At 71.8% G+C, this 23,569-nt stretch carries 29 protein-coding genes; 15 read left to right on the top strand and 14 right to left on the bottom strand.

The annotated features are described in order from the left end of the window. Nucleotides 1-37: 37 nt before the first annotated feature. The 6 genes from ACNAVT_RS16470 to ACNAVT_RS16445 form a co-directional block, all read right to left on the bottom strand. Nucleotides 38-454, bottom strand: coding sequence for a CBS domain-containing protein (locus ACNAVT_RS16470; RefSeq protein WP_091197272.1), 417 nt, complete (start codon nucleotides 452-454; stop codon nucleotides 38-40). 104 nt (nucleotides 455-558) lie between these two features. Continuing rightward, nucleotides 559-999: a PPOX class F420-dependent oxidoreductase gene (locus ACNAVT_RS16465; protein WP_416297188.1), complete on the bottom strand. Its 441-nt coding sequence runs from the start codon at nucleotides 997-999 to the stop codon at nucleotides 559-561. Nucleotides 1,000-1,089: 90 nt separating this feature from the next. Further along, a complete protein-coding gene (locus ACNAVT_RS16460; RefSeq protein ID WP_416297186.1) occupies nucleotides 1,090-2,115 on the bottom strand; it encodes an aspartate-semialdehyde dehydrogenase in 1,026 nt (341 codons plus the stop codon). 226 nt (nucleotides 2,116-2,341) lie between these two features. Continuing rightward, nucleotides 2,342-3,688: a M16 family metallopeptidase gene (locus ACNAVT_RS16455; protein WP_416297184.1), complete on the bottom strand. Its 1,347-nt coding sequence runs from the start codon at nucleotides 3,686-3,688 to the stop codon at nucleotides 2,342-2,344. Next, a complete protein-coding gene (locus ACNAVT_RS16450; RefSeq protein ID WP_416297182.1) occupies nucleotides 3,685-4,983 on the bottom strand; it encodes a M16 family metallopeptidase in 1,299 nt (432 codons plus the stop codon). The genes ACNAVT_RS16455 and ACNAVT_RS16450 overlap by 4 nt, the downstream gene beginning before the upstream one ends. Before the next feature lie 114 nt (nucleotides 4,984-5,097). Next, nucleotides 5,098-5,310, bottom strand: a complete 213-nt coding sequence (locus ACNAVT_RS16445) for a hypothetical protein (RefSeq protein WP_416297180.1) — start codon at nucleotides 5,308-5,310, stop codon at nucleotides 5,098-5,100. A gap of 333 nt (nucleotides 5,311-5,643) precedes the next feature. Between ACNAVT_RS16445 and ACNAVT_RS16440 the strand changes: the two genes are divergently transcribed. The 3 genes from ACNAVT_RS16440 to ACNAVT_RS16430 all read left to right on the top strand — a co-directional run bounded on the left by ACNAVT_RS16440 (nucleotide 5,644) and on the right by ACNAVT_RS16430 (nucleotide 7,296). Beyond that, the gene (locus tag ACNAVT_RS16440; RefSeq protein WP_416297179.1) at nucleotides 5,644-6,729 is read left to right on the top strand and encodes a 3-deoxy-7-phosphoheptulonate synthase; all 1,086 of its coding nucleotides are present in this window, start codon (nucleotides 5,644-5,646) and stop codon (nucleotides 6,727-6,729) included. Between the two features lie 52 nt (nucleotides 6,730-6,781). Beyond that, nucleotides 6,782-7,015 carry a hypothetical protein gene (locus tag ACNAVT_RS16435; RefSeq protein WP_416297315.1) on the top strand — a complete coding sequence of 78 codons (234 nt, stop codon included), beginning with the start codon at nucleotides 6,782-6,784 and terminating at the stop codon, nucleotides 7,013-7,015. A 71-nt stretch (nucleotides 7,016-7,086) separates the two neighbouring features. After that, nucleotides 7,087-7,296 (top strand): hypothetical protein, encoded by a 210-nt coding sequence (locus tag ACNAVT_RS16430; RefSeq protein ID WP_416297177.1) that lies wholly within the window; start codon nucleotides 7,087-7,089, stop codon nucleotides 7,294-7,296. A 52-nt stretch (nucleotides 7,297-7,348) separates the two neighbouring features. Here the strand turns inward: ACNAVT_RS16430 and ACNAVT_RS16425 are convergent, their stop codons facing one another. From ACNAVT_RS16425 to ACNAVT_RS16415, 3 genes are read right to left on the bottom strand one after another with little or no spacing between them, the layout of a single operon-like run. Then, nucleotides 7,349-7,888 carry a DUF1360 domain-containing protein gene (locus tag ACNAVT_RS16425; RefSeq protein WP_416297174.1) on the bottom strand — a complete coding sequence of 180 codons (540 nt, stop codon included), beginning with the start codon at nucleotides 7,886-7,888 and terminating at the stop codon, nucleotides 7,349-7,351. A gap of 33 nt (nucleotides 7,889-7,921) precedes the next feature. Further along, on the bottom strand, nucleotides 7,922-8,251 hold the full coding sequence (locus ACNAVT_RS16420; protein WP_416297172.1) for a hypothetical protein: 330 nt from the start codon (nucleotides 8,249-8,251) through the stop codon (nucleotides 7,922-7,924). After that, a complete protein-coding gene (locus ACNAVT_RS16415; RefSeq protein ID WP_416297170.1) occupies nucleotides 8,251-8,568 on the bottom strand; it encodes a DUF6158 family protein in 318 nt (105 codons plus the stop codon). Before ACNAVT_RS16415 ends, ACNAVT_RS16420 begins: the two co-directional genes overlap by 1 nt. Before the next feature lie 121 nt (nucleotides 8,569-8,689). On the opposite strand from ACNAVT_RS16415, the gene ACNAVT_RS16410 reads away from it, so the two are divergent. After that, complete coding sequence (locus tag ACNAVT_RS16410) at nucleotides 8,690-9,109, top strand: hypothetical protein (RefSeq protein WP_416297168.1); 420 nt, start codon at nucleotides 8,690-8,692, stop codon at nucleotides 9,107-9,109. Between the two features lie 25 nt (nucleotides 9,110-9,134). Further along, complete coding sequence (locus ACNAVT_RS16405; protein ID WP_416297166.1) at nucleotides 9,135-9,464, top strand: DUF3817 domain-containing protein; 330 nt, start codon at nucleotides 9,135-9,137, stop codon at nucleotides 9,462-9,464. Nucleotide 9,465: 1 nt separating this feature from the next. On the opposite strand, the gene ACNAVT_RS16400 is transcribed toward ACNAVT_RS16405, so the two are convergent. Further along, nucleotides 9,466-9,987 carry a DUF6232 family protein gene (locus ACNAVT_RS16400; RefSeq protein WP_416297163.1) on the bottom strand — a complete coding sequence of 174 codons (522 nt, stop codon included), beginning with the start codon at nucleotides 9,985-9,987 and terminating at the stop codon, nucleotides 9,466-9,468. 500 nt (nucleotides 9,988-10,487) lie between these two features. Here ACNAVT_RS16400 and ACNAVT_RS16395 point away from each other — a divergent pair, with 500 nt between their 5' ends. Next, nucleotides 10,488-11,456: an NlpC/P60 family protein gene (locus tag ACNAVT_RS16395; RefSeq protein WP_416297161.1), complete on the top strand. Its 969-nt coding sequence runs from the start codon at nucleotides 10,488-10,490 to the stop codon at nucleotides 11,454-11,456. A 72-nt stretch (nucleotides 11,457-11,528) separates the two neighbouring features. Here ACNAVT_RS16395 and ACNAVT_RS16390 read toward each other — a convergent pair whose 3' ends face one another. From ACNAVT_RS16390 to ACNAVT_RS16380, 3 genes are all read right to left on the bottom strand, one after another. Then, on the bottom strand, nucleotides 11,529-12,518 hold the full coding sequence (locus tag ACNAVT_RS16390) for an RNA polymerase sigma factor RpoD/SigA (protein WP_416297313.1): 990 nt from the start codon (nucleotides 12,516-12,518) through the stop codon (nucleotides 11,529-11,531). A 458-nt stretch (nucleotides 12,519-12,976) separates the two neighbouring features. Next, on the bottom strand, nucleotides 12,977-13,924 hold the full coding sequence (locus ACNAVT_RS16385) for an N-acetylmuramic acid 6-phosphate etherase (protein ID WP_416297160.1): 948 nt from the start codon (nucleotides 13,922-13,924) through the stop codon (nucleotides 12,977-12,979). Continuing rightward, nucleotides 13,921-14,835 carry a MurR/RpiR family transcriptional regulator gene (locus ACNAVT_RS16380; protein ID WP_416297158.1) on the bottom strand — a complete coding sequence of 305 codons (915 nt, stop codon included), beginning with the start codon at nucleotides 14,833-14,835 and terminating at the stop codon, nucleotides 13,921-13,923. Before ACNAVT_RS16380 ends, ACNAVT_RS16385 begins: the two co-directional genes overlap by 4 nt. Nucleotides 14,836-15,120: 285 nt before the next feature. On the opposite strand from ACNAVT_RS16380, the gene ACNAVT_RS16375 reads away from it, so the two are divergent. Beyond that, on the top strand, nucleotides 15,121-15,915 hold the full coding sequence (locus ACNAVT_RS16375; RefSeq protein WP_416297156.1) for an SDR family NAD(P)-dependent oxidoreductase: 795 nt from the start codon (nucleotides 15,121-15,123) through the stop codon (nucleotides 15,913-15,915). Here the strand turns inward: ACNAVT_RS16375 and ACNAVT_RS16370 are convergent. Continuing rightward, complete coding sequence (locus ACNAVT_RS16370) at nucleotides 15,900-16,631, bottom strand: dTMP kinase (protein WP_416297154.1); 732 nt, start codon at nucleotides 16,629-16,631, stop codon at nucleotides 15,900-15,902. The two genes, ACNAVT_RS16375 and ACNAVT_RS16370, sit on opposite strands and share 16 nt — an antisense overlap. An 83-nt stretch (nucleotides 16,632-16,714) precedes the next feature. Between ACNAVT_RS16370 and ACNAVT_RS16365 the strand changes: the two genes are divergently transcribed. From ACNAVT_RS16365 to ACNAVT_RS16330, 8 genes are all read left to right on the top strand, one after another. After that, entirely contained in the window at nucleotides 16,715-17,365 is a 651-nt protein-coding gene (locus ACNAVT_RS16365) for a nucleotidyltransferase (protein ID WP_416297311.1), read from the top strand. After that, complete coding sequence (locus ACNAVT_RS16360; protein WP_416297152.1) at nucleotides 17,362-17,631, top strand: hypothetical protein; 270 nt, start codon at nucleotides 17,362-17,364, stop codon at nucleotides 17,629-17,631. The genes ACNAVT_RS16365 and ACNAVT_RS16360 overlap by 4 nt, the downstream gene beginning before the upstream one ends. A 10-nt stretch (nucleotides 17,632-17,641) precedes the next feature. Beyond that, nucleotides 17,642-18,367 carry a metallophosphoesterase family protein gene (locus tag ACNAVT_RS16355; protein ID WP_416297149.1) on the top strand — a complete coding sequence of 242 codons (726 nt, stop codon included), beginning with the start codon at nucleotides 17,642-17,644 and terminating at the stop codon, nucleotides 18,365-18,367. A gap of 41 nt (nucleotides 18,368-18,408) precedes the next feature. Continuing rightward, nucleotides 18,409-18,555, top strand: coding sequence for a GPGG-motif small membrane protein (locus ACNAVT_RS16350; protein ID WP_416297147.1), 147 nt, complete (start codon nucleotides 18,409-18,411; stop codon nucleotides 18,553-18,555). A 400-nt stretch (nucleotides 18,556-18,955) separates the two neighbouring features. Further along, nucleotides 18,956-20,296 carry an ABC transporter substrate-binding protein gene (locus tag ACNAVT_RS16345; RefSeq protein ID WP_416297145.1) on the top strand — a complete coding sequence of 447 codons (1,341 nt, stop codon included), beginning with the start codon at nucleotides 18,956-18,958 and terminating at the stop codon, nucleotides 20,294-20,296. 73 nt (nucleotides 20,297-20,369) lie between these two features. Continuing rightward, entirely contained in the window at nucleotides 20,370-21,419 is a 1,050-nt protein-coding gene (locus ACNAVT_RS16340; RefSeq protein WP_416297143.1) for a carbohydrate ABC transporter permease, read from the top strand. A 1-nt stretch (nucleotide 21,420) separates the two neighbouring features. Then, a complete protein-coding gene (locus ACNAVT_RS16335; RefSeq protein ID WP_416297141.1) occupies nucleotides 21,421-22,383 on the top strand; it encodes a carbohydrate ABC transporter permease in 963 nt (320 codons plus the stop codon). Nucleotides 22,384-22,447: 64 nt separating this feature from the next. Further along, nucleotides 22,448-23,521, top strand: a complete 1,074-nt coding sequence (locus ACNAVT_RS16330) for a LacI family DNA-binding transcriptional regulator (RefSeq protein WP_416297140.1) — start codon at nucleotides 22,448-22,450, stop codon at nucleotides 23,519-23,521. The last annotated feature ends 48 nt before the right edge of the window (nucleotides 23,522-23,569 follow it).

The raw sequence follows: 23,569 nt of genomic DNA, 5'->3' as shown, positions 1-23,569 counted from the left end.
GGAACGGAGACCGGCGTGCGACCGCGGCGGACGAAAGTCAGTTGTTGGGATCGTCGGCACTGATGTCGGCGAGCACCGACTGCGGTTCCCGCTCGACGGCGAGGTCACCCATCGAGATCAGCCCGACCAGGCGGCCGTCGTCGATCACCGGCAGCCGGCGCACCGCGTACGTCCGCATCAGGTCGGCGGCGGCCACCGCGTCGTCGTACTGGCTCACGGTCACCACGTCCTTGCTGGTGATCTGGTTGAGCCTGGTCGTGTTGGGGTCCATGTTCTCGGCCACGCCACGGACCGTGATGTCCCGGTCCGTGACGATGCCGACCACGTTGTCGCCGTCGGTCACCACCACATCGCCGATGGCGCTGTCCCGCATCTCCTGCGCCGCGGCGGTGAGGGTGTCGTTGCCGTCCATCGTCACCAACCGGGTCGTCATGAACTCTCCGACCGTTGTCATGGTGCTCCCCTCTCGGTGTCGGCACCGCGGTCTACCCGCCGGCCCCGGCGGGGTAACCCGGCCGGGTGCAGCGATGGCGCGGGGACCGCTGCTCGTGGGGAGGGTCAGGCGCGCGGGGGCATTCCGTAGACGCGCTCGACGTGCAACCGCAGCGCGAGCCGGCGCTCGGCGACCATGGCCCGCCGGAAGTCGTCCCAGTCCGGGTGTTCGCCCTGCACCGCCCGGTAGATCCCGACCAGCTCCTCGACGGTCGGGTCGTCCGGCCGCTCGGCCACCGGGGTCAGCTCGGCCCGCGCCTCCGCCACCGCGTACGCCCAGCCGTCCTGGCTGCTGACCTGGAAGCTGGCCCGGGGGTCGCGGCGCAGATTGGCGGTCTTGGCCCGGTCGTCGGTGACCGAGACCCGGATCAGACCCAGCCCTCGGTCGAAGGAATACACCACGTTGGACAGCTGGGGTCGGCCGTCCCGTTTGATGGTGGCGAGCGTGCCGAGCCAGCGGCTCGCGATGAGATCGGTCAGGGCCTGCCGGGTCCGCTCGTCCGTCATGGGGCCTCCCGTGTCGACTGGTCGTGGTCGACCCCATCTCACCGCATTTCCGGACCGGGTGCCCGACCATCGGCCGGGCACCCGGACGGCTCAGCGACGTTCGGCGGCGACCAGCTCGGCGAGCTGCACGGCGTTGAGCGCGGCGCCCTTGCGCAGGTTGTCGTTGGAGCAGAAGAGCGCCAGGCCGTGCTCGACGGTCTCGTCGGCCCGGATCCGCCCGACGTACGTCGGGTCCTGGCCGGCGGCCTCGAGCGGGGTCGGCACGTCGGACAGCGCCACGCCCGGCGCGCCGGCGAGCAGGTCGCGGGCCCGCGCCGGGGTGATCGGGCGGGCGAAGCGGGCGTTGATCTGGAGGGAATGGCCGGTGAAGACCGGCACCCGGACGCAGGTGCCGGAGACCTTCAGCCCCGGGATCTCCAGGATCTTGCGGCTCTCGTTGCGCAGCTTCTGCTCCTCGTCGGTCTCGCCGGAGCCGTCGTCGACGATCGAGCCGGCCAGCGGGAGCGCGTTGAAGGCGATCGGGCGGGCGAACGAGCGCGGCGCGGGAAACTCGACGGCCGCGCCGTCGAAGGCGAGCCCGGCGGCGTGCTCGGCGACCTTGCGGACCTGCTCGTCCAGCTCGGCCACCCCGGCCAGCCCGGCGCCGGACACCGCCTGGTACGTGGCGACGACCAGGCTCACCAGCTCGGCCTCCTGGTGCAGCGGGCGCAGCACCGGCATGGCGGCCATGGTGGTGCAGTTCGGATTGGCCACGATGCCCTTCGGCCGGTCGGCGACGGCGTGCGGGTTGACCTCAGCGACCACGAGCGGCACCTCGGGGTCCATCCGGAACGCCGAGGAGTTGTCGATGACCACCGCACCGGCCTCGGCGACCCGGGGGGCCAACTCCCGGGCGGTGCCCTTGCCCGCCGAGAAGAGCACGATGTCCAACCCGCGATAGTCCGCGGTGGCCGCGTCCTCGACGGTCACCTCGCCGGCCCGCCAGGGCAGCGCACGCCCGGCCGACCGCGCCGAGGCGAACAACCGCACCTGCTCCGCCGGGAACTCGCGCTCCGCCAGCACCTGCCGCATCACGCCACCGACCTGGCCGGTGGCCCCCACAATGCCGATCCTCATGCCCGCGAGGCTACCCAGCCGGACGGCCGGTCCGGGAAGGCTTTCCCACCGCGCGGGCCGGCGGCCGGCCGGCGGGTCGCCGTACCGTCCGGCCCGCAGACTGCAACGACGGCGCCCCGGGGCCGGTCCGGCCGGAAGATCGGCCGTGGTCCGACCACCGGGCCGCAGCATCCACACCGTGGCCGGCCGCCAGGCGCGGGGCAGGGCGACCGACGTCACATCGCGGTCAGGGGATGTGGTCGACGACCTCGCCGAGCCCGGCGGCGACCAGCTCGTCCCGGATGAGTGCCGAGTGCCCCTCGATGACCAGGGTGAGCGACTCCGGGTGCAGATGGGCCGCGGCCGCCGCCGAGACCTCCGCCACGTCGGCGGCGAGCAGCGACTCGCGCAGCCGGGCGTGGTAGTCGTCCGGCAGGTCGTGGACCACCAGCGTGGTCAGCGCCGACGCGATCGCGCGCGGCGTCTGCAGCTCGACCGAGAGCTGGCCGGCCCGCCAGGCGCGGGCCACCGCCAGCTCGTCCTCGGTCACCCCGGTCAGCTGGGTACGCGAGACCTCGCCGACCGACTCCACCAGGGCCGGTGCGGTCACCGCGGTCTGCACCCCGGAGCTGATCGCGAACCGGCCGAACCGGCGGGACGCGGCGAACTCGCCCCGGATGCCGTACGTGTAGCCGTGCACCTCGCGGATCAGGTGGTTGAGCCGGGAGGTGAACGCCCCGCCGAGCACCGTGCCGGCGAGGGTCATCGGCACGTAGTCCGGGTGGGCGCGGTGCGGGGCCGGGTGCCCGAGGCGGAGCGTGGACTGCACCGATCCCGGACGGTCGACCAGGATCACCCGCCGCTGGTCGTGCCGCGGCACCTCGATCGGGCCGCCCTTCTCCACCGGTCCGCCCCCGGTGCCGGCGAACGCCGCGGCGCCGAGCGCGTCGAGGTCGAGCCGGTCCAGGTCGCCGGCGACGACCAGTGTCCCCGGGCGGATGAACCACTCCGAGTGGAAGACGGTCACGTCGTCCACGTCGAGGGCGGCCACGCTGTCCGGGTCGCCGTACATCGGGCGGCCCCAACGGTTGTCCGCGCCGAACAGGTCGGCGCGCAGCACCGCGTCCGCCCGGGGACCGGGGTTGGCCCAGTCCATCCGCAACGCGGTCACCTCGTCGTCCCGGACCCGCAGCACGTCGGCCGGGTCGAGCTTGGGGGTACGGACGGCCTCGGCGAGCAGCTCCACGGCCGCGCTCAGGCGGTCCACCGGCGCCTGCACACTGACCTGGAAGGAGTCCCAGTCCAGCCCGGTCACCAACTCGGTGCCGAGCGCCTCGATCGCCAGGGCGTACGTGGTGGCGTCCCGTTGCGTGGTGCCTTCCTCCAGGGCCTTGGCGAGCACCGCGCCGAGCCCCTCCTTGCCGACGGGTTCCCGGCCGGCGCCCCCGTCGAGGAGCAGCTGCGCGACCGCGAGGTTCTGCCCGGGCAGGTGCGCGGCGACGACCTGCCCGCCCGCGACGGTCCGGCGGACCACCTGCGGGAACCGGTACGGGCGAGCGGCACCCGGGCCGGGACGTTCGGCGATCAGCGTCATGCGGTCTTCTCCTCCGGCACGTAGCTCAGGGTTACCCGGTCCTGCTCGGGGCGCAGCAGCTCGGCGGCCTGCTCGGCGATCTGTTCGGCGGTGACGGCGAGCCAGGCGGGCAGCCGCTCGGCGGCCTTCGCCGGGTCACCGAACTGGGTGGCGTACCGGCCCAGCGTGTCCGCCCGGCCCTCCACCGTGGACACCTGTCGCCACCACTGGGTACTCAGCAACGCCTTGGCCCGGTCCAGCTCGGCGGCGGTCACCGGCACCGTGGCGAGCTCGTCGACCACCTCGGTCAGCCCGTCGCGCAGCCGCTCGACGGTCACCCCGGGGCGGGCCGTGACGGTGGCGATCAGCGGGGCCGGGCCGTGCGCCAGGTCCACCCCGTACGCCCCGACCAGATCCGGCTGGGCGATCCGCTCGCCGTCGGCGAGGCGCTGGTAGAGGCGGCTGCCCCGGCCACTGCCCAGGACGGTGGCGAGCACGGTGGCCACGTCGTACCCGGGGGTGCCGAACGGGTGGGTGCGATGCGCGACGTAGACCCGGGGCGCGGGCACGTCGGCGGTGACGTCCTCGACCGCCGGCCGCCCGGCCGCCGGCAGGGTGCGCCCGTCGGGGGCGGCGGGGATGTCCGCGCGCGGTCGGACGGCGCCGAAGTACTTGTCGGCGAGCGCGAAGACCTCGGCGGCCGTGGTGTCGCCGACCACGGTGAGCACCGCGTTGTTCGGCGCGTAGTAGGTGGTGTGGAACGCCTGGAAGGTGGCCAGGTCGGCGGCGTTCAGGTCGGCCATCGACCCGATCGTGGCGTGGTGGTACGGGTGGCCGGGCGGGTAGAGCAGCGGCAGCAGCCGCAGCCAGGCGTCGCCGTACGGGACGTTCTCGTACCGCTGCCGGCGCTCGTTCTTGACCACGTCCCGCTGGTTGTCCAGCGTCTCCTGGGTCAGCGCCGGCACCAGGCCGCCCATCCGGTCGGCCTCCAGCCAGAGGGCCAACTCCAGGTGCTCGGCCGGGACGGTCTCGAAGTAGTTGGTCCGGTCCGGGTTGGTCGTGGCGTTCAGCGATCCACCGGAACCCTGGATGAACCTCATGTGTTCGGTCTTCGCCACGTTGACCGAGCCCTCGAACATCAGGTGCTCGAAGAGGTGGGCGAAGCCGGTCTGCCCCTCCGGTTCGTGCCGGGAACCCACGTCGTACCAGAGGTTCACGGCGACGGCGGGGGCGGTGCGGTCCTCGCTCACCACCACGCGTAGGCCGTTGTCCAGTCGGGTCGTCTCGATGGGCCAGGGGTAACCGCTGTCGGGCATGGCACGACGCTATCCGATCTCGCGGGCGGAAAGGTGACGAGCGGGGAGCATCGTCGGTGCGGGGCGGGTTTGCTCGCCGCGCGTGCCCGGCGTCTTTCGCCGCCGCACGGCGGCTCAGTCGGGCGGCTCGGCGGGGGTCACGGTCTGATCGGAGGTGCGCTGCTCCAGGACGGTGTCCGGGGCGAGGTTGCTGTCCTCCCGGATGTCGGACTCGGTGAGGATCGCGTCGGCCTGAGCCTCCGGGTCCTCGCTGCCCACCGCGGTCTCCTCGGGCAGCAGGTGGGCGCGGCCCTCGATCCGCTCCTGCTCGCTCTGCTCTTGGCTCATGCCGTCCCCATACCCCCGCCGGGGCCCACCGGAACGGGCGCGCGCCGATCGCGCCCCGCCGGGTCGCCCCGGCGGCGCGGCTCCGGTCGGTGTTTCCCAGGATGCGGTACGTCGAGAAACGGCCCCCCGCATCGGGTACGCTGGCCGGCGTGACGCGTTCGTATCGATGGTTTAGGCAGCCGGCTGGAGGAGCCGGTGACCTCACCATGATCTGACGTCACTTCCTCTTCGAGCCGGCCGGGCAGGGATCTTTTCCCTGCCCTTTCGCGTACGAGCAGCCGGCTCGACCTCGGGCGCCGGCCCCGGGGCACGGTCGGCGGAAGGAACCCCACCGTGACGACCCCGGACGCCCTTCGGGTCATCGACCAGCGGATCGACCGTGTCGTGCCGCTGACCACCCCGGCCCTGCTCCACCACCACCTGCCGCTGGACGCGTCGCTCGCCGAGGCCGTGGTGGCTGGCCGGCGTGCCGTCGGCCAGGTCCTGGACCGCACCGACGACCGGCTGCTGGTGGTGGTCGGCCCGTGCTCGGTGCACGACCCGGTCGCCGCCCTCGAGTACGCGGGCCGGCTGCGCGAGGCTGCCGATCGGCTCGCCGACGACCTGCTGGTGGTGATGCGGGTCTACTTCGAGAAGCCGCGCTCGACGGTGGGCTGGAAGGGTCTGATCAACGACCCGGGGCTGGACGGGTCGGGCGACGTGAACACCGGGCTCCGTACCGCCCGGGCGCTCCTGCTCGACGTGCTGCGCCTCGGCCTGCCGGTGGGCTGCGAGTTCCTGGACCCGATCACCCCGCAGTACATCGCCGACACGGTGGCGTGGGGCGCGATCGGCGCCCGCACGGTGGAGAGCCAGGTGCACCGGCAGCTCGCCTCCGGCCTGTCCATGCCGATCGGCATGAAGAACCGGCCCGACGGCAGCATCTCCACCGCGGTGGACGCGATCCGGGCGGCGGGCGTGCCCCACGTCTTCCCCGGCATCGACGTCTCCGGCACCCCCGCGATCATGCACACCCGGGGCAACGCCGACGGCCACCTGGTGCTGCGCGGCGGGGGCGGCCGGCCGAACTACGACGCGGAGTCGGTGGCGGGCGCGCTCGACCTGCTCCGCGCGGCCGGGCTGCCCGAGCGCTTGGTGATCGACGCCAGCCACGCCAACAGCGGCAAGGACCACCGCCGCCAGCCACTGGTCGCCACCGACGTGGCCGCCCAGCTGGCCGCCGGCCAGCGCGGCATCGTCGGCATCATGCTGGAGAGCTTCCTGCAGCCCGGCCGCCAGGACCTCGACCCCACCCGGGAGCTGGAGTACGGCAAGTCGGTGACCGACGCCTGCATCGGCTGGGACACCACCGCCGGGGTTCTCACCGAGCTGGCCCAGGCGGTCCGCACCCGCCGCGCCACCCTCCGCACCCCCGCCTGATCCCGCCGCCCGGGCCGGGACGGAGACGTTTGACCGATTCGGCCCCGGGTAGCTGGTCGGCGTGACCGACGACGAGCCCGTGACCGAGCAGCCGGACACCCGGCAGCTCGACGAACTGCTCGACGACATCTACCACGGCCAGGAGCGGATCAGTCAGGCGGACATCTACCGCCGGGCGGTCGCCGCCGAGCTGCCCGCCGAGCTGCTCTCCCGGATCGCCGCCCTGCCGCAGGGCGAGTACGCGGTCGACGAGGCGGCCGACCTGCTGGGCGGGACCGTGTCCTGAGCCGGGACGGCCACCGGGAACCGGCGGGCGGACGGTGGCCGGCGCACCCGGACTACGGAGAGGACAGGGCAATGACGGACCGTGACGAGGAACAGGAACATCGCCAGGCGCTGGGCCAACCGCCGGAGGGTCTGGGCACGGTGCCCGAGCCGGACTTCGCCCCCGAGCACGACCGCACCGCCGTGGACCGGGACGTCATCACCGGGGCTGACGAGGAGGAGCGGGAGCCGGAGGCGTCCCGCGGCTGGGCGGGCGAGGATCACGGGACGACCCCCACCTGAGCCGTGCGAGCGGAGGGGCCGGCGCGTCGCGCCGGCCCCTCCCGTCGTCCGGTCACTCGTCGTGGTGCCCGCCCTCGGCCGTCCGCTGGGCGATCGCGTACCCCATCTGCAGGAAGTCGGAGGCGCACACCGCCGTCAGCGCGGTGGCGACCAGCCGGGTCAGCCGGGGTGCCAGCACCAGTCCCCCGGTGAGCCCGGTGGCGACCCAGACCGCCAGGCAGAACGGGCAGCTCAACAGCTCACCGAGGGCGTGCCGGGTGGCGCTGCCCTGATCGCGCACCTGCTCCATCACCTCGCCGCTGCCGATCGGTCGGTCGTACCGGGTGAACGGAGCCCGCAGCGGGCTGGTGATGGCGTCCTTGGACAGCAGCCGGCTGAGCTTGTGGGTCGCGATGGAGAGCAGCACCACGTCACCCGCCGCGGGCCGCTGCGGCACCGGCCGGCCGGTCAGCCTGACCAGCCCGACCAGCGACCCGGTGACCGCCGCGTACGTGCCCATCGCCACCAGGTAGCCGCCCAGCGGCCGGTGCTCGTGCGGCGCGTACCCCTGGCGCAGGCGCGCCACTTTCTCCTTCAGGCCACTCCCGGTCACCCGGCCTCCTCGGTACTCGTGGCGGACGCCGACTCAGCCGGCGGTCAGGTTGTCGGCCACCTCGCGGGCGAGATTGGCCAGGGTCTCGTCAGCCAGTCCCTGGGTGTCCACGCCGGCCAGGTCCAGCCGGACCCGGGCACCGCCGGCAGCGACCGGTTCCACCCGGATCTCCGCCGACCAGTTGGGGGCGGCGTCGCTGTACCAGGTGGCCCGCATCTGCTCGACGCTGATCACCTCCGGGCGGCGGTCGCCGTCCTGCCGTAGCGGCTCGGGCAGCCAGGCCGCCGCCCGATCAGGGTCGATGGCCGTGTTGAAGACCACCTCGGGCGGCGCGGACATCCCCCGCTCGGCGTGCGCCGCCATCAGGCGCCCCGCAGCCGGCTCGGGTCGACCTCCCGCCCCGGGTGCCGGGCGAGATACTCGGTCTCCAACTCGGCGGTGCGGCGCAGGTGGTTGGCGAGCGCGGAATCGGTGGCGTGCCGCAGGGTGTCCAACCGGGTCCGGTGCAGGCTGGTCATCTCCCGGATCAGGTCCTCGTCCCCCAGCTCGGCGGGGTCCACCCCGAGCAGGTCACCGTCGACGTCACCGGTCACGGCGTCGGTCCGGGCGTGGCCGCCGTCCCACTCGGGCATCCGCTGCTCCGGGCTGGCCTCACCGGTCCGGCGTACTGATTCGGTCATCGTCGCCCCCTCGTCTCGTTCGGGCTGGCATCTAGACGGTTGCCCACGCGGGATGCCACCAAACCCCGCCACCTACGACACCGCGTCGGAGACGGCAGCCGTCCCCGGTACCCTCGATGGCATGAAGCGGCTCTGGACACCGGCGTGGATCGCCCGCCACGTGGCCATGGTCGTGCTGGTCGTGGGCTTCCTCGGGCTCGGCTGGTGGCAGGTGACCCGGGCCGCCGACGGCAACGCGCTGAGCTTCGGCTACGCGATCGAATGGCCGGTTTTCGCCGGCTTCGTGGTTTTCGTGTGGTGGCGTGAGGTGCGGCACACGTTGCGGGGCACGCGCGAGGAGCGCGGGGCCTCGGCGCCGCCGGCGGCGACCGGGCCCGAGCCGGCGGCCGACACCCTGGCGGTACGCCGACCCGTGCGGGTCAGCCGCGTGCCGGCGGCCCCGGTGACGGGCGCCGAGGACGGCGACCTCGCCGAATACAACCGCTACCTGTCATGGTTGAACGCCAACCCGGGCGCGAGGCCCGGTGACTACCCCGGCTGACGCCGGTTCGGAAGGACGGACGAAGGTGGGCGGAGCCCTTTCCCGGTACCGCGTGATCGCCTGGATCGTGGGCGTGGCGCTGGCCGTGCTGGTCCTGATCGGCATGCCGTTGAAGTACGGCTTCGACAAGCCGACGGTGGTGGCCGTGGTCGGCACCGCGCACGGCTGGCTGTACATGCTCTACCTGGCTGCCACCTTCGACCTGTCCCGGCGGGCCGAGTGGCCGCTGAAGCGGATGCTGCTGGTGATGCTGGCCGGCACCGTGCCGTTCGTCTCGTTCTACGCCGAGCGCCGGGTGAGCCGGTGGCTGACCGACGCCGACCGGCCCCGGACCCCGGAGCCGGTCGCCGGCTGAGTCAGCGGTTCGGTCGCCACGGATCGACGGAGGCCAGCGGCTCCTCCCAGCCGCCGTGGCGGATGCCCTCCCGGGCCCGCTGGAGGGCCCGCTTGACCTGGCCGAACTGCCGCTCGTCGTCGCTGCTGAACAGCAGCACCTCGGCACCCCGGTACCGCCCCCACAGCTCGTACGCCGGCGGTCGCCAACGGTCGCCGATCAGCGCCAGCAGCAGCGGCAGCAGGCCCACCACACCCAGGATCAGGTACGCGCTCGCGGTGAGCCGTTGCAGCCCGCCGGTGAAGCCGAGCAGCACCCCGACCGCGCCGATCAGGGCGGCGGTGACCACGACCGCCCGGACGGCGAGCCGGTCGTGCGGCCCGCGGGTGGCCCAGAGCTGGGTGAGTTCCGCGACGCGCCAACTGTTGCGACCGACGGTGAAGCGTTCGCCGGTGACGACGATGCCCGGGCGGGCGTAGAGCAGGGTCGGTGCGGCCGGCCGAGACGGTCGGGGTGGGCGGGTGCTGAAGCCATCTCTCTGCACGGCGTCCTCCAAGGGATCGCGCGCCGGGTTTCTCCGCCACCCGCGAGCTGCGCCGATGCCGCCTGGCGGGATTCCGGCTTCGCGCTTCATTGTGTTGCGGCCACGCCAGCCCGGCGGGATGTTTTCGCCCGGCTCCCCCGGCATCGCGAGCAGACACCGCACCGGGAAACAGCGCCGATTTCTGCCTTTATCAGGACTTTGCTGCGCGTTGCCTGGCGACATCCGCCCAGAACGACGAATCGGGCCAGAGGCGCGATCCGCCCATCCGACCCACCGGCCACGACGGCTCGCCACCGAACCGGACACGAAGCGTCACCATCATCGGCGTCACTTCCTGACACTTTGTCAACATTCGCCCCTGCTTCAACTGCCAGCCACTCCCGTCACGGGTTAAGTTGTGCAGGCCGGACCGGTCGACCGCCATCCGCCCGGATGGCCCCGGCCCGGTGTCGCCGGGTGCCCTCCGGCTCCGGGCGACCGTGGAGAGGAGCTTTCCGCTCTTGTCGTCCTTACGGATCCTGCTGCGCTCGCTGGCGGTCGCCGGCCTCTCGGCCGCGCTCATCGCCCCGGCGTCGGTGGCTCGGGCCCAGCCCACCCCCGCCGAGCTGACGAAGCAGATCGAGAAGTCCTCGACTGAGCTGGAGCGAATCGTCGAGTCATACAACAAGCTCAACGAGGACATCAAGGCCAACAAGGCCACGGCCGCCGCGCTGCAGGCCAAGATCGGCCCGCTGCAGGCGCAGGCCGAACAGAGCCGCAGCGACGTCGGCGTCCTCGCCGTCACCGCGTACAAGACCGGTGGGCTGCGGACCGCGCAGGCTCTGCTGGAGCCGGGCGGGTCGACCTCGCTGCCGGAGCGGCTGGGCACCCTGGACCAGCTGACCCGCCAGCGCCAGCAGACCATCGCCGGATTCACCGCCGACCAGCGCAAGCTGATCGATGAGAAGACCCGGCTCGACGCCACGCTGGCCCGCGAGGCGGCCCAGGCGAAGCAGCTCGTCGCCGGCAAGAAGAAGATCGAGGCGGACCTGGCCCGCCTCTACGAGCTGCGCCGGCAGGCGTACGGCCGGGCCACCGAGGCGCCGACGAAGTCCAGCTCCGCCGGCAGCCCCCCGGCCGTCTCCGGCTCGGCCGGGGTGGCGGTGCGGTACGCGTACGGGGCGGTCGGCAAGCCGTACGTCTACGGGGCTGACGGCCCGAACGGCTACGACTGCTCGGGGCTCACCCTCGCTGCCTGGCGGGCGGCCGGAAAGTCGTTGCCGCACAACGCGGCGATGCAGTGGGACGCCACCACCCGGATCAGTCGCAGCTCGCTGAGCCCCGGTGACCTGGTCTTCTACTCAGGACTCGGCCACGTGGCGCTCTATGTGGGCAGCGGTCAGATCATCGACGCGCCCAGCGCGGGCCGCAACGTCAACAAGCGGGACATGAACATCATGTCCATCGCCGGCTACGGCCGGGTGCGCTGACCCCACGAACACGGCGAACGGCCGGCATCCCCCTATCGGACGCCGGCCGTTCGTCGTGTCATTACTACCAGCTCAGGCCGCTTGGAGCCCCTCGGCCCGGGCCAGCTCGCGGAGCCGGCCGAGGGCCTGGATCTCCAGCTGGCGGATCCGCTCCCGGGAGAGCGAGAACCGCGAGGCGACCTCGGTCAGCGAGTGCTCCCGGCCGTCCTCCAGGCCGTAGCGGGCCCGCATGATGCCGGCCGAGCGGTCGTCGAGGTGGTTGAGCAGACCCTCGATCCGCTGCCGCTCCAGTCCGGTGAGAACGATGTCCTCCGGCGACGGGGCGTCGCTGTCGGCGACCAGGTCGCCGAGGTTGGTGTCGCCGTCGTCGCCCACCGGGGTGTCCAGCGAGACGGTGTCCTGCGACCAGCGGACCAGCTCGCTGACGCGCTCGACGGTGACGCCGAGCGCCGCCGCGATCTGCTCCGGCTCCGGGTCGGTGCCCAGCTCGCGGGTGAGCTGCCGGGTCACGTTCCGCATCCGGTTGACGTCCTCGACCAGGTGCACGGGCAGCCGAACGGTCCGCTCCTGCTGGGCGATCGCCCGGCTGATGGCCTGACGGATCCACCAGGTCGCGTAGGTGGAGAACTTGTAGCCGCGCTCGTAGTCGAACTTCTCGACCGCCCGGACCAGGCCGGTGTTGCCCTCCTGGATCAGGTCCAGCATGGGCATGCCGGAGCGCACGTAGCGGCGGGCGATCGACACGACCAGTCGCAGGTTGGCGCGGATGAAGAGGTCCTTCGCACGCTCGCCCTCGACGACCAGCCGCTCCAGGTCCTCCCGGTCGACGCCGGCGGGGACGCGGTCCTCGCCGAGCAGGTGCTCGGCGTAGAGCCCCGCCTCGATCGCCTTGGAGAGGTCGACCTCCTTGGCGGCGTCCAGCAGCGGCGTCCGGGAGATCTCGTGCAGGTAGACGCCGACCAGGTCCCGCTCCTCGGCGACCTCGTCGGTACGCATGCCGATGTTCTTGTCCACGATTGCCACGGTCCCCTCGCTCGCGCCGGTTGCCCGGTTCTTTGCCATCCCCACGTCCATCAGCCCTCCCCGTAACCTCCGCTGTGCCCGCAGGTGCTGACACCTACACAACAGATGAGACGCGTCGGGGATTCCATGTCGTGAGTCGAAACTGTCACGAATGCCTGAGTAGTAGCTGAGAGCCCGGTCCATGTTTGCTGTCAGGACCCTGCTCGGGCGGCTCACGTACGGCCTGGTGGAAGGCCGGTCGGAGCAGCGGAATCGTCGGCCGCCATGGAATGGCACCATTGCCGATTCCATGAACACAGCGACCCGCGTCACCGCAGCATTGCGATCCTGGTCACTGCGAGATACGCGTCCGCGGACCGGTCGGTTCAGCCACGGGTGAGGATTACCCCACGCCTGGTTGAACAATCCGCAGCGCGAAAGACGTCCCCCCGACAGGCGTGACGCGCGTCGCACCGGGCGGACGCGGGGCGGGCGAGCGCCGCCGCGCCGGGAACGGGTCAGGAGGCGAGCAGGGCCAGCGCGCCGCGCACCTGGTCGGCGGAGCGGGCCAGGGCGGCCCGAGCGGCGGACACCCCCGCGCCGGAGACCAGCGCGACCAGGGCGGTCTTGAGATCGCCGTCAGCCTCGTGCAGCGCGTGCCCGCAGATCTCCTCGGCGCAGCCGGTGGCCTCCATCAGGATCGAGATCATCCGGCCGCGCAGCTTGGCGTTGGTCGCCACCATATCGATCATGAGGTTCGAGTAGACCCGGCCGAGGCGCACCATCACGGCCGTGGAGAACGTGTTGAGCACGAGCTTCTGCGCGGTGCCCGCCTTCATCCGGGTCGAGCCCGCGACCACCTCGGGTCCGGTGTCCACCCCGATGAAGACGTCCACCGACGAGGCGGCGTCGGCCTCCGGATTGGCGCACAGCAGCACGGTCGAGGCCCCCTGCGCCCGGGACGCGCCGAGCGCCCCCAGGACGTACGGGGTGCGCCCACTGGCAGCCAGCCCGACCACCAGGTCGCCGGGGCGTACGCACTCGGCGGCCTCGACCGCACCGGCGCGGTCGTCGTCCTCGGCGTCCTCGACGGCCCGCCACATGGCGTCCGGGCCGCCGGCGAGGTGGGCGCAGAACCAGTGCTGCGGCGAGTTGAACGTCGGTGCGAGTTCGGCGGCGTCCAGCACGCCGAGACGGCCGGACGTGCCGGCACCGAAGTAGTGCACCCGATGCCCGCCGCGCAGCGCGGCGACCGCCAGGTCGACGGTCTCCGCGATCTCGTCGAGGACGGCGGCCACCGCGGCCGGCACCCGCCGGTCCGCGTCGTTGATGACCGTGAGCACGTCCCGGGTCGACATCAGGTCGAGGTCGACGCTGTGCGGGTTGCGCCGCTCGGTGGGCGCGCCCACCCGCACCACGGGCCGCGCCGCGGCCACCTCGTCGCGTTCCACCCAGCCGGCCGTCATGCCCGCCTCCGCCCGGCGCCCACCCGGTGCGACCGGACGGCCTCGGCGGTCGCCTCCAGGGCCTTTTTCGCCTTGGCCCGGTTCCGCGCGGCCACGCCGACGAAGAGGCAGTCGACCACGGTGAGTTGGGCGAGCCGGCTGGCCATCGCGCCGGAGCGGTACGTCGTCTCTCGAGCCGCCGTGGTGAGCACGAAGTCGGCGACCTCGGCGATCGGCGAGCGGGGGAAGTTGGTCAGCGCGACGGTGGTCGCGCCCCGCGCCCTGGCCTGCTCCAGCACCTCGACGACGTCCGATGTGGTGCCGGTGTGCGAGATCCCGACCGCGACGTCCCCACGGCCGAGCAGGGCCGCCGAGGTGAGCGCGGTGTGCACGTCGGGGAAGTAGAAGGCGGTCCGCCCGATGCGGTGCAGCTTCTGCTGGAAGTCGGAGGCGACGAAGCCGCTGGCCCCGGCGCCGTAGACGTCGATCCGACCGGCCGCGTCGATCGCCGCGACCACCTGCTCGCAGACGGCCGGGTCGAGTTGCTCGGCGGTCTCCTCGACGGCCCGTGCGTCGTTGAACGCGATGGTCGCGATGATCTGTGCCAGGTCGGCGCCGGGCGGGATGTCGCCGCCGACCACCCGGGCGTCGGGCGGCTCCACCCGGCGGGCGGCCTCGGCGGCGAGCCGGATCCGTAGCTGCGGGTAGCCGTCCATGCCGACCGACCGGCAGAACCGGATGACGGTGGCTTCCGAGGTCTCGGCGGCGGTGGCGAGGTCGGTGATGGTACGCCGGGCGGCGTCCGCCGGGTTGGCGACGACCAGTCGGGCGACCCGCTGCTCGGCCGGGGAAAGCGACGGGAGCAAGCCACTGATGTGGACGATCAGCCCACCGGGTTCGTGACTCGCAGAAATCTTCGGACTCTTCGCCACGGATGAAACTTACTTTCATGAGGCGTGACCGTCAACCATGACGGCGCGTATCGGAAAAAGTACCGCCATCCGCGCGGGATCCTCGCGGCAAGGGTCCCATCCCGGCATGCCCGCCACCTCATCCGCTCCGGTCGACTCGTCCGCTCCGGCCGGCCGCCGCAGCTGCCGTTGTCCAGGTCACGCCGACCGGACGGCCCGGACGGGGCCACCGGACGGACGGTCCGGGTGCGCCGGCCGGACCGTCCGCGGCCACCGCCGGAGGGGGCGGGCGACTAGCGTGTGCCCATGGCGGAGCGCACGGTGCTGGTGACCGGGGGCACGGGCGGGCTGGGCGGTGCGGTCACCGCGGCCTTCCTCAAGGCCGGCTGGCGGGTGGTCGTCCCCGACCGGGAGGGCGGGAAGACGACGCCGGCGCCGCCCGGACCGGTCCGGGTCGGGCGACAACTCCAGCTCGGCGCGTCTGACGCCGCGCCACTACGACGACTCCAGCTCGGCGCGTCTGACGCCGCGCCGCGACCTGGAGCCGTCGCTGAAGCCGTCGTCGCGGACCTGCTGGAACCCGTCGGGGCCGCGCGGGCGGTGGAGGCGGCCACCTCCGAACCGACCGCGCCGCTGCGCGCGGTGGTCAACCTGGTCGGGGGGTACGCCAGCGGCGGGCTGGTGCACGAGACCCCGGTCGAGGAGTTCGACCGGATGCTGCGGATCAACCTGCGCCCGACGTACCTGGTCACCCAGGCGGCGCTGCCGCACCTGGTGGCGGCCGGCGGTGGCGCGGTGGTCTGCGTCTCGGCGCGGGCCGCGGTGGCGCCGTTTCCCGGCTCGGCCGGTTACGCCACGGCCAAGGCGGCGGTGCTCGCCTTCGCCAACGCGGTCGCGGTGGAGTACCGCCAGCGCGGGGTGCGATGCAACACGGTGCTGCCGAGCGTCATCGACACCCCGGCCAACCGGGCCGCCCAGCCGGAGGCCGACCACCGACGCTGGGTTCCGCCGGCCGAGATCGCCGCGGTGATCCGCTTCCTGGCCTCCGACGAGTCCGCTCCGACCAGCGGGGCGAGCATCCCGGTCTACGGCCGGGCCTGAATCGGGACCGGGTCACCGCGCCCCTCCCCACCCGAGGGCGGGCCGGGGCCGTCCGGCGGTGGACCGGCCGACGAAGGTGGGTCGCCGGGCAACCACTCGGCGAGATGGGCGCGGATCCGGCGGGACACGTCGTCCGGCGAGCCGTTCGCGTCGACCACCACGAAAGTGTCGTACTCCGGCAGGGCCTGGTACGCGGTCGCGGCGTCGGTGAGCCACCGCATGCTCTCGTGGTCGGTGCCGCGCTGCTCGATCCGCCGGTACGCCTCCGCCGGGTCGACGGCGAGCAGGAAGGTGACCCGGGGCGCGGGAAAGACCCGGTAGCCGGCCCGGGCCAGCCGCTCCCAGCGCTGCCCGCCGTGCGCCCGGCTGCTCGCGTACTGGCAGGCGGCGTAGCGGTCCATCACCGCCGTCCGACCGGTCACCAGGCAGCTCAGCAGCGCGAGGGCGATGGCGAGCCAGCGGAGCACGGACTCGACCGCGAGCAGCCCGTCGCGCCCGACGAGACGCTGGGCGTCCGGCCGGCCGAGCCGGTTGGCGAGCTGACCGAGCCAGCGACGGCCGCCCGCGTTGCGGTGGTAGGCGGCGGGGTGCCCTGCGGCGGTGAGCGCCTCGGCGAGCCGGTGCGCCTGAGTGGTCTTGCCCGAACCATCGATGCCGATCAGGGCGACGGTGCGCAGTCGAGCCCCGCCGCGCCGCGCCCCCGGTGACCTCGCCACCCTCCCGAGGCTAGCCGATCAACACGCGGCCCTTGGCGATTTATCCCTTCCATCCCGTTCCCGCCGGGGCGCGTCGCCAACAGGTGTGGGCGACCGGTTCGCCGGGTACGCAACTTCAATCCCACCGCCAGCCACGACGACGGGAGACCCAGATGACGGAGCGCGGGGACGAGACCCTGGTGCACACCCTGAAGAAGGTCGCCGCCGTGCTCAAGCAGTCCGAGATCCCCTTCGCGCTCGGCGGGAGCTTCGCCGTATACGCCCACGGCGGTCACTCCAGCGAGCACGACGTGGACTTCCTGATCCGACAGCAGGACGTGGACCGGGCGCTGGAGGCTCTGGTCGAGGCCGGCTTCACGGCCGAGCGCCCACCCGAGGACTGGCTGGTCAAGGTCTACGACGAGGGGCGGATGGTGGACCTGATCCACCGGCCGATCGAGACCCCGGTGACCGAGGAGACCTTCGCCGACACCATCGTGCGGCCGGTCGACGCGATCCACATGCCGGTCCTCTCGGCCACCCAGCTGATGGTGCACAAGCTCCTCAGCTTCTCCCAGCACTACTGCGACTTCGCCCGAGCCCTGCCGCTCGCCCGTTCGCTGCGGGAACAGATCGACTGGGAACGGGTACGGAAGGAGACGCAGCACTCGCCGTACGCCGAGGCGTTCCTGGTGCTGCTCGACCGGCTGGACGTGCTGCCTGACGGCACGCCCGGAGGAAAGGAGACACCGTGACCGAGCAGCACGGCGCTGCGCCGCCGGACGCGTACATCGAGGCGGAGATCCACCGCCTGTTGGCCGAGGACCCCGCCGTCGCCGAGCAGGGCATCACCGCGGTCCACCGCGAGCGGGGCGTGGTGCTCTACGGCGAGGTGGAGAGCCCGCACCGGCGCGACGAGATCCTGCGCCGGGTCACCGAGCGCTTCCCGGACGTGCCGATCACCAGCGACATCGGGGTGATCCGTACGCAGGCGCCCAGCCAGGTCGAGGAGCTGCCGTGATGGAGGTGCGATGGTGATCCGGATCGCCGCGGTCGGCGACGTGCACCTGGACGAGGACGTGGTCGGCCGGTTCCGGCCGGCCCTGGAGGAGCTGCCCGACTGCGCCGATGTGCTGCTGCTCGCCGGCGACCTCACCCGGCACGGCACCGAGTCGGAGGCGCGGTGCGTGGCGCAGGAGTTCGGGAACCTCGGCGTACCGGTGATCACCGTGCTCGGCAACCACGACCACCAGTGCGATCAGGTGCCGCAGGTGGTGGCGGTGCTGGAGGACGTCGGCATCACCGTCCTGGAGGGGACCGGGATCACGCTGGAGTGCGCCGGCGGGCGGCTCGGGGTCGCCGGCGTGAAGGGCTTCGGCGGCGGCTTCGCCGGGCGGTGCGCCACCGACTTCGGCGAGCCGGAGATGAAGGAGTTCGTGCGGACCACCACCGAGAGCGCCGACGCGCTCGGCCGGGCACTGGGCGGCCTGGACTGCGACCTGTTGGTCGCCCTCACCCACTACTCCCCCGTGCCGGACACCCTGGCGGGCGAGCCGCTGGAGATCTATCCGTTCCTCGGCTGCTACCAGCTCGGCCAGGCGATCGACTCGGCGCCCACCGCACTGGCGCTGCACGGGCACGCCCACCACGGAACCGAGCGCGGCACCACGCCGGGCGGGGTACGGGTCCGCAACGTCGCCCACCCGGTGATCAAGCAGGCGTACAGCATCTTCCACGTGGGAGACCACCTCGGCTGAGCCCGGGTTTCCCGGATCGGACACCCGGGTACTGAGCGGCCATGGAGCTGATTCTCTGGATTCTCGCAGTCGTACTGGTGGTCGCCGGCGTCCTCGCGCTGTTCCGCCGGCAGATCCTGTGGGGCATCGTCCTCATCATCGTCGGCCTGCTGGTCGGCCCGGGTGGCGTCAGCATCTTCAGTAGCTAGCCGCCGCATCCCTACCACCCCTGACCCGCCGGGGTCGTCGGGTCCGGACCTCCGTCCTCCCAGACGGAAGCATCCGGGCCCGCCGACCCCGGCGCGCCGCGTTCCGGACGGGGTCCGGCGTCGATGGCCTCTTGCGCATCCATCGCCTCCAATGCTCAGAGTTGTCGATCTGGTACGCGTGGCGTGACAGAAAGTTGCATCGACGGGAAGGTACGCCCGGCGCGCGAAATCACCGTTGGTTGGGAGCGCGCCCACACCCGGTGAGCGGGTTTCGGGATTGTTACCGGGCCGTGTCCGGTAGGGGGTGGACCGAATGAGATGCAAGCGCTTACATGTGGGGACGACCATCGGACCGGCGCGGTTTCGATCCCTCCACGCGCCGGCAAGGAAGGAGATCGGCATGGCGTTTGCCAGATCGCGCCAGGCTCTCGCGATCGCCGGCGTTCTCGGGCTGGCGCTCGGCGTCACCGCCTGCGGCACCGGCAACGACAAGAAGAGCAGCAAGGCGAGCTCGCCCGAGTGCGCCCCATATGAGAAGTACCAGGGCCACGACGGCAAGAAGGTCACCATCTACTCCTCCATCCGGGACATCGAGGCCGACCGCCTGGCGCAGTCCTGGAAGCAGTTCGAGGAATGCACCGGCATCAAGATCGACCACGAGGGCTCCGGCGAGTTCGAGGCCCAGCTCGGCGTCCGGGTGGACGGCGGCAACGCCCCCGACCTGGCCTTCATCCCCCAGCCGGGCCTGCTCAAGCGGTTCGCCGACGCGGGCAAGCTCAAGCCGGCCGGCGAAGACACCAAGGCCATGGCGGAGCAGAACTACACCCCCGACTGGCTGAAGTACAGCACCGTGGACGGCAAGTTCTACGGCGCCCCGCTGGGCTCCAACGTGAAGTCCTTCGTGTGGTACTCGCCGAAGATGTTCAAGGACAAGGGCTGGACCGTCCCGACCACCTGGGACGACCTCATCAAGCTGAGCGACACGATCGCGGCGAGCGGCACGAAGCCGTGGTGCGCCGGCATCGAGTCCGGTGACGCCACCGGCTGGCCGGCCACCGACTGGATCGAGGACCTCATGCTGCGCATGACGTCGCCCGAGGTCTACGACCAGTGGACCACCCACGCCATCCCGTTCAACGACCCGCAGGTCGCTGGCGCGGTCGACAAGGCCGGCACCATCCTCAAGAACGAGAAGTACGTCAACGGTGGCTTCGGCGGCGTGAAGAGCATCGCCACCACCTCCTTCCAGGAGGCCGGCACGCCGATCACCGCGGGCAAGTGCGCGCTGCACCGCCAGGCGTCCTTCTACGCCAACCAGTGGCCGCAGGGCACCAAGGTGGCTGAGGACGGCGACGTCTTCGCGTTCTACTTCCCGGCCGTCGACCCGGCCAAGGGCAAGCCGGTGCTGGGTGGCGGCGAGTTCGTCACCGCCTTCGCCGACCGCCCCGAGGTCCAGGCGGTGCAGACCTACCTGGCCTCCGGCGAGTACGCCAACAGCCGCGCCAAGATCGGCGACTGGGTGTCGGCGAACAAGAAGCTCGACCTCAACAACGTCCCCAACCCGGTGGACAAGCTCTCCGTCCAGATCCTTCAGGACGAGAAGACCGTCTTCCGCTTCGACGGCTCGGACCTGATGCCGGCCGCGGTCGGTGCGGGCACCTTCTGGAAGGGCATGGTCGACTGGATCAACGGCAAGGACACCGCCACGGTCCTGAACGGCATCGAGAGCAGCTGGAAGTGATCTGACCCGATGGTCCGGCCCGCTCGCGCGGGCCGGACCATCGTCGGTCGATCCAACCCCTGAGGGAGGGTCGATGGAGTTCGACTTCGCGGAGGAACAGCCCAAGTTCCTCATGCTGATGTACGGGCTGATCGCTTTCGTCGCGGTGCTGGGCGGTCTGCTCCTGCTCCTCGACGCGGTGCCGGCCTGGTTCGCCCGCCGCCGGGAGGCGAGGCTGATCGCCGCCTCGGCGAGCGGTGCCCCCCTGCCCCGCCGGCGTAAGCAACGGGAGGGGCTCTTCGCGCTCTTCTTCCTGCTGCCGACGCTGCTGTTCCTTGTCGTCGGGCTGGTGGTGCCGGCGGTCCGCACCACCCTGCTCTCGTTCATGGACAAGGACAGCGTCAACTGGGTGGGACTGAGCAACTACGGCTGGATGTTCTCCGAGCCCTCGATCGTCCGGGTGCTGATCAACACCCTGATCTGGGTGCTCCTGGTGCCGCTGGTCGCCACCGCGTTCGGCCTGATCTACGCGGTGATGGTGGACCGGGTCCGGTTCGAGGCGGTAGCCAAGTCGCTGATCTTCCTGCCGATGGCGATCTCGTTCGTCGGCGCCACCATCATCTGGAAGTTCATCTACGCGTACCGGAGCGAGGACCAGGAACAGATCGGTCTGCTCAACCAGATCATGGTGAGCCTCGGCGCCGAGCCGAGGCAGTGGCTGCTCGACGCGCCACTGAACACCTTCCTGCTGATCGTGATCATGATCTGGATCCAGGCCGGCTTCGCCATGGTGGTGCTCTCCGCCGCCATCAAGGCCATCCCGGGGGACATCGTCGAGGCGGCCCGGCTGGATGGGGTCAGCCCGTGGCAGATGTTCTGGCAGATCACCATGCCGAGCATCCGGCCGGCGCTGATCGTGGTCATGGTGACGCTCTCCATCGCCACGCTCAAGGTCTTCGACATCGTCCGGACCGCCACCAACGGCAACTACGACACCAGCGTGATCGCGAACGAGATGTACAACCAGGCGTTCCGGTACGGCCAGCCGGGGCAGGGTTCCGCCCTGGCGGTCGTCCTCTTCGTCCTGGTCATCCCGATCGTGATCTACCAGATCCGCAACCTGCGTCAGCAGCGGGAGGGCTGAGATGACCACCGCCACGCCCACCGCCGGGACCGGCGTCCAGGCCCCCGGAAAGACCACCCGGGCCGGTCGCGTCCGCAAACGCCTGAACAGCCGCACGGCCACGCTGGTGTCGATCGTCATCGCGATGCTCTGGACGGTCCCGACCTTCGGCCTGTTCATCTCCTCCTTCCGGCCGGCGGACCAGATCAAGACCACCGGCTGGTGGACGTTCTTCAGGGACCCGCAGTTCACCCTGGAGAACTACCAGGAGGTGCTCTTCAGCAGCTCCTCCTCGGCCGGCCAGCTCGCCAGCTACTTCATCAACTCGCTGGTGATCACCATCCCGTCGGTGCTCTTCCCGACGGCGTTCGCGGCCCTGGCCGCGTACGCACTGGCCTGGATCAACTTCAAGGGGCGGGACTGGCTCTACATCGCGATCTTCGCGTTGCAGATCGTGCCGCTCCAGATGGCCCTGGTGCCGCTGCTGAAGTTCTTCTCCACCGGCGTCACCATCGCCGGCGTCCAGGTGCTCCCGGCCTGGGGCCTCGTGGACGAGCAGAAGTTCGCCCAGGTGTGGTTCGCGCACACCTGCTTCGCGCTCCCGTTCGCCGTGTACCTGCTGCACAACTTCATCTCGCAGCTGCCGGCGGACCTGATGGAGGCGGCCCGGGTCGACGGGGCCACCCACCCGAAGATCTTCCGCACCATCGTCCTGCCCCTGATCGCGCCCGCCCTGGCCGCGTTCGGTATCTTCCAGTTCCTCTGGGTCTGGAACGACCTGCTCGTCGCACTGATCTTCGCGGGCGGCGGCAACGAGGCGGCGCCGCTGACCGTCCGGCTCGCCGAGCTGGCCGGCACCCGGGGCAACGAGTGGCAGCGGCTCACGGCCGGCGCGTTCGTGTCGATCGTCGTACCGCTGATCGTGTTCCTGTCCCTCCAGCGCTACTTCGTGCGGGGTCTGCTCGCCGGCAGCGTCAAGGGTTGATCCGCTGTCCGCCGTCGCCGGTGAACCGGCGGCGGCGGACACGGGTCGGAGCGGGGGAGCAACGATGACGAAGATTGACGATGTCGCCCGCTTGGCCGGGGTCTCCACGGCCACCGTCTCCCGGGCGCTGCGCGGCCTCCCCACGGTCTCGGCCGCGACGCGGCGCCGCGTCCTCGCCGCCGCCGAGCAGCTCCAGTACGCGGTCTCGCCGAACGCCTCCCGGCTGGCCGGCGGGAAGACCGGCACCGTGGCCATCGTGGTCCCCCGGATCACCCGCTGGTTCTTCGGGACGGTCGTGGAGGCGGTCGAGGACTTCCTCGACCAGAACGGCTACGACCTGCTGCTCTACAACCTCGGTGGCCGCGAGCAGACCCGGCAGCGGGTACTGCGTACCGCCAGCCTGCACAAGCGGGTGGACGCGATCATCCTGGTCGCCACCCCGCTGCGCCCGACGGACGTGACCGCGCTGACCAAGCTGGACCTGCCGGGTGTGACCATCAGCTCCGGCAGCGGCGTGCCGGGCTGGCCCTACGTACGCATCGACGATGTGGCCGCGGCGCGGACCGCCACCCGGCACCTGCTCGACCTCGGCCACACTCGGATCGCGCACATCTCCGGCGACCCGGACGACGAGCTGGCCTTCACCACGCACCTGGACCGCCGACACGGCTACCAGGAGGCATTGCGGGCGGCCGGGATTCGGCCCGACCCGAGCCTGGACGTCGAGTCGCAGTTCACCATCGACGGTGGCATTCGGGCCACCGCCGAGCTGCTGGCCCGGGGCGAGCCGCCGACGGCGATCTTCGCCGCCTGCGACGAGATGGCGATGGGCGCGATGACCGCGCTGCGCGACGCCGGGCTGCGGGTGCCGCAGGACGTCAGCGTGATCGGCGTCGACGACCACGACCTGGCCGGCGTGCTCGGGTTGAGCACCATCGCCCAACCGGCGGCGGAGCAGGGGCTGCTCGCTGCCCGGATCCTGCTCGACCCGCTCGGCGTCCGCACCGCCGACCCGTACCCCGGAGTGGCGCCGCACCTGCGCGACGCGGTCGCCGACGGCGAGCCGCCGACGCCTTCGGTGATCCTGCCCACTCGGCTGGTGGTGCGGGAATCGACCGCGCCACCGCGGGCACACTGAACGGACCCGGCCGTCCGCGTGCCGGCCGGGAACGACCGCCCGCTCGGC

It is taken from the genome of Micromonospora sp. SL4-19 (genome assembly GCF_047921475.1).
GTDB lineage: Bacteria > Actinomycetota > Actinomycetes > Mycobacteriales > Micromonosporaceae > Micromonospora.
The sequence above is the reverse complement of the archived record's forward strand: the minus strand, read 5'-3'. Positions and strand labels throughout refer to the sequence as shown.

What these genes read in the sequence shown, in the direction of transcription:
- ACNAVT_RS16470 (WP_091197272.1), bottom strand. Translation starts at nt 454, where the DNA reads ATGACAACGGTCGGAGAGTTCATGACGACCCGGTTGGTGACGATGGAC.
- ACNAVT_RS16465 (WP_416297188.1), bottom strand. Translation starts at nt 999, where the DNA reads ATGACGGACGAGCGGACCCGGCAGGCCCTGACCGATCTCATCGCGAGC.
- ACNAVT_RS16460 (WP_416297186.1), bottom strand. Translation starts at nt 2,115, where the DNA reads ATGAGGATCGGCATTGTGGGGGCCACCGGCCAGGTCGGTGGCGTGATG.
- ACNAVT_RS16455 (WP_416297184.1), bottom strand. Translation starts at nt 3,688, where the DNA reads ATGACGCTGATCGCCGAACGTCCCGGCCCGGGTGCCGCTCGCCCGTAC.
- ACNAVT_RS16450 (WP_416297182.1), bottom strand. Translation starts at nt 4,983, where the DNA reads ATGCCCGACAGCGGTTACCCCTGGCCCATCGAGACGACCCGACTGGAC.
- ACNAVT_RS16445 (WP_416297180.1), bottom strand. Translation starts at nt 5,310, where the DNA reads ATGAGCCAAGAGCAGAGCGAGCAGGAGCGGATCGAGGGCCGCGCCCAC.
- ACNAVT_RS16430 (WP_416297177.1), top strand. Translation starts at nt 7,087, where the DNA reads ATGACGGACCGTGACGAGGAACAGGAACATCGCCAGGCGCTGGGCCAA.
- ACNAVT_RS16420 (WP_416297172.1), bottom strand. Translation starts at nt 8,251, where the DNA reads ATGGCGGCGCACGCCGAGCGGGGGATGTCCGCGCCGCCCGAGGTGGTC.
- ACNAVT_RS16415 (WP_416297170.1), bottom strand. Translation starts at nt 8,568, where the DNA reads ATGACCGAATCAGTACGCCGGACCGGTGAGGCCAGCCCGGAGCAGCGG.
- ACNAVT_RS16410 (WP_416297168.1), top strand. Translation starts at nt 8,690, where the DNA reads ATGAAGCGGCTCTGGACACCGGCGTGGATCGCCCGCCACGTGGCCATG.
- ACNAVT_RS16390 (WP_416297313.1), bottom strand. Translation starts at nt 12,518, where the DNA reads ATGGCAAAGAACCGGGCAACCGGCGCGAGCGAGGGGACCGTGGCAATC.
- ACNAVT_RS16385 (WP_416297160.1), bottom strand. Translation starts at nt 13,924, where the DNA reads ATGACGGCCGGCTGGGTGGAACGCGACGAGGTGGCCGCGGCGCGGCCC.
- ACNAVT_RS16375 (WP_416297156.1), top strand. Translation starts at nt 15,121, where the DNA reads ATGGCGGAGCGCACGGTGCTGGTGACCGGGGGCACGGGCGGGCTGGGC.
- ACNAVT_RS16355 (WP_416297149.1), top strand. Translation starts at nt 17,642, where the DNA reads ATGGTGATCCGGATCGCCGCGGTCGGCGACGTGCACCTGGACGAGGAC.
- ACNAVT_RS16350 (WP_416297147.1), top strand. Translation starts at nt 18,409, where the DNA reads ATGGAGCTGATTCTCTGGATTCTCGCAGTCGTACTGGTGGTCGCCGGC.
- ACNAVT_RS16345 (WP_416297145.1), top strand. Translation starts at nt 18,956, where the DNA reads ATGGCGTTTGCCAGATCGCGCCAGGCTCTCGCGATCGCCGGCGTTCTC.
- ACNAVT_RS16340 (WP_416297143.1), top strand. Translation starts at nt 20,370, where the DNA reads ATGGAGTTCGACTTCGCGGAGGAACAGCCCAAGTTCCTCATGCTGATG.
- ACNAVT_RS16335 (WP_416297141.1), top strand. Translation starts at nt 21,421, where the DNA reads ATGACCACCGCCACGCCCACCGCCGGGACCGGCGTCCAGGCCCCCGGA.
- ACNAVT_RS16330 (WP_416297140.1), top strand. Translation starts at nt 22,448, where the DNA reads ATGACGAAGATTGACGATGTCGCCCGCTTGGCCGGGGTCTCCACGGCC.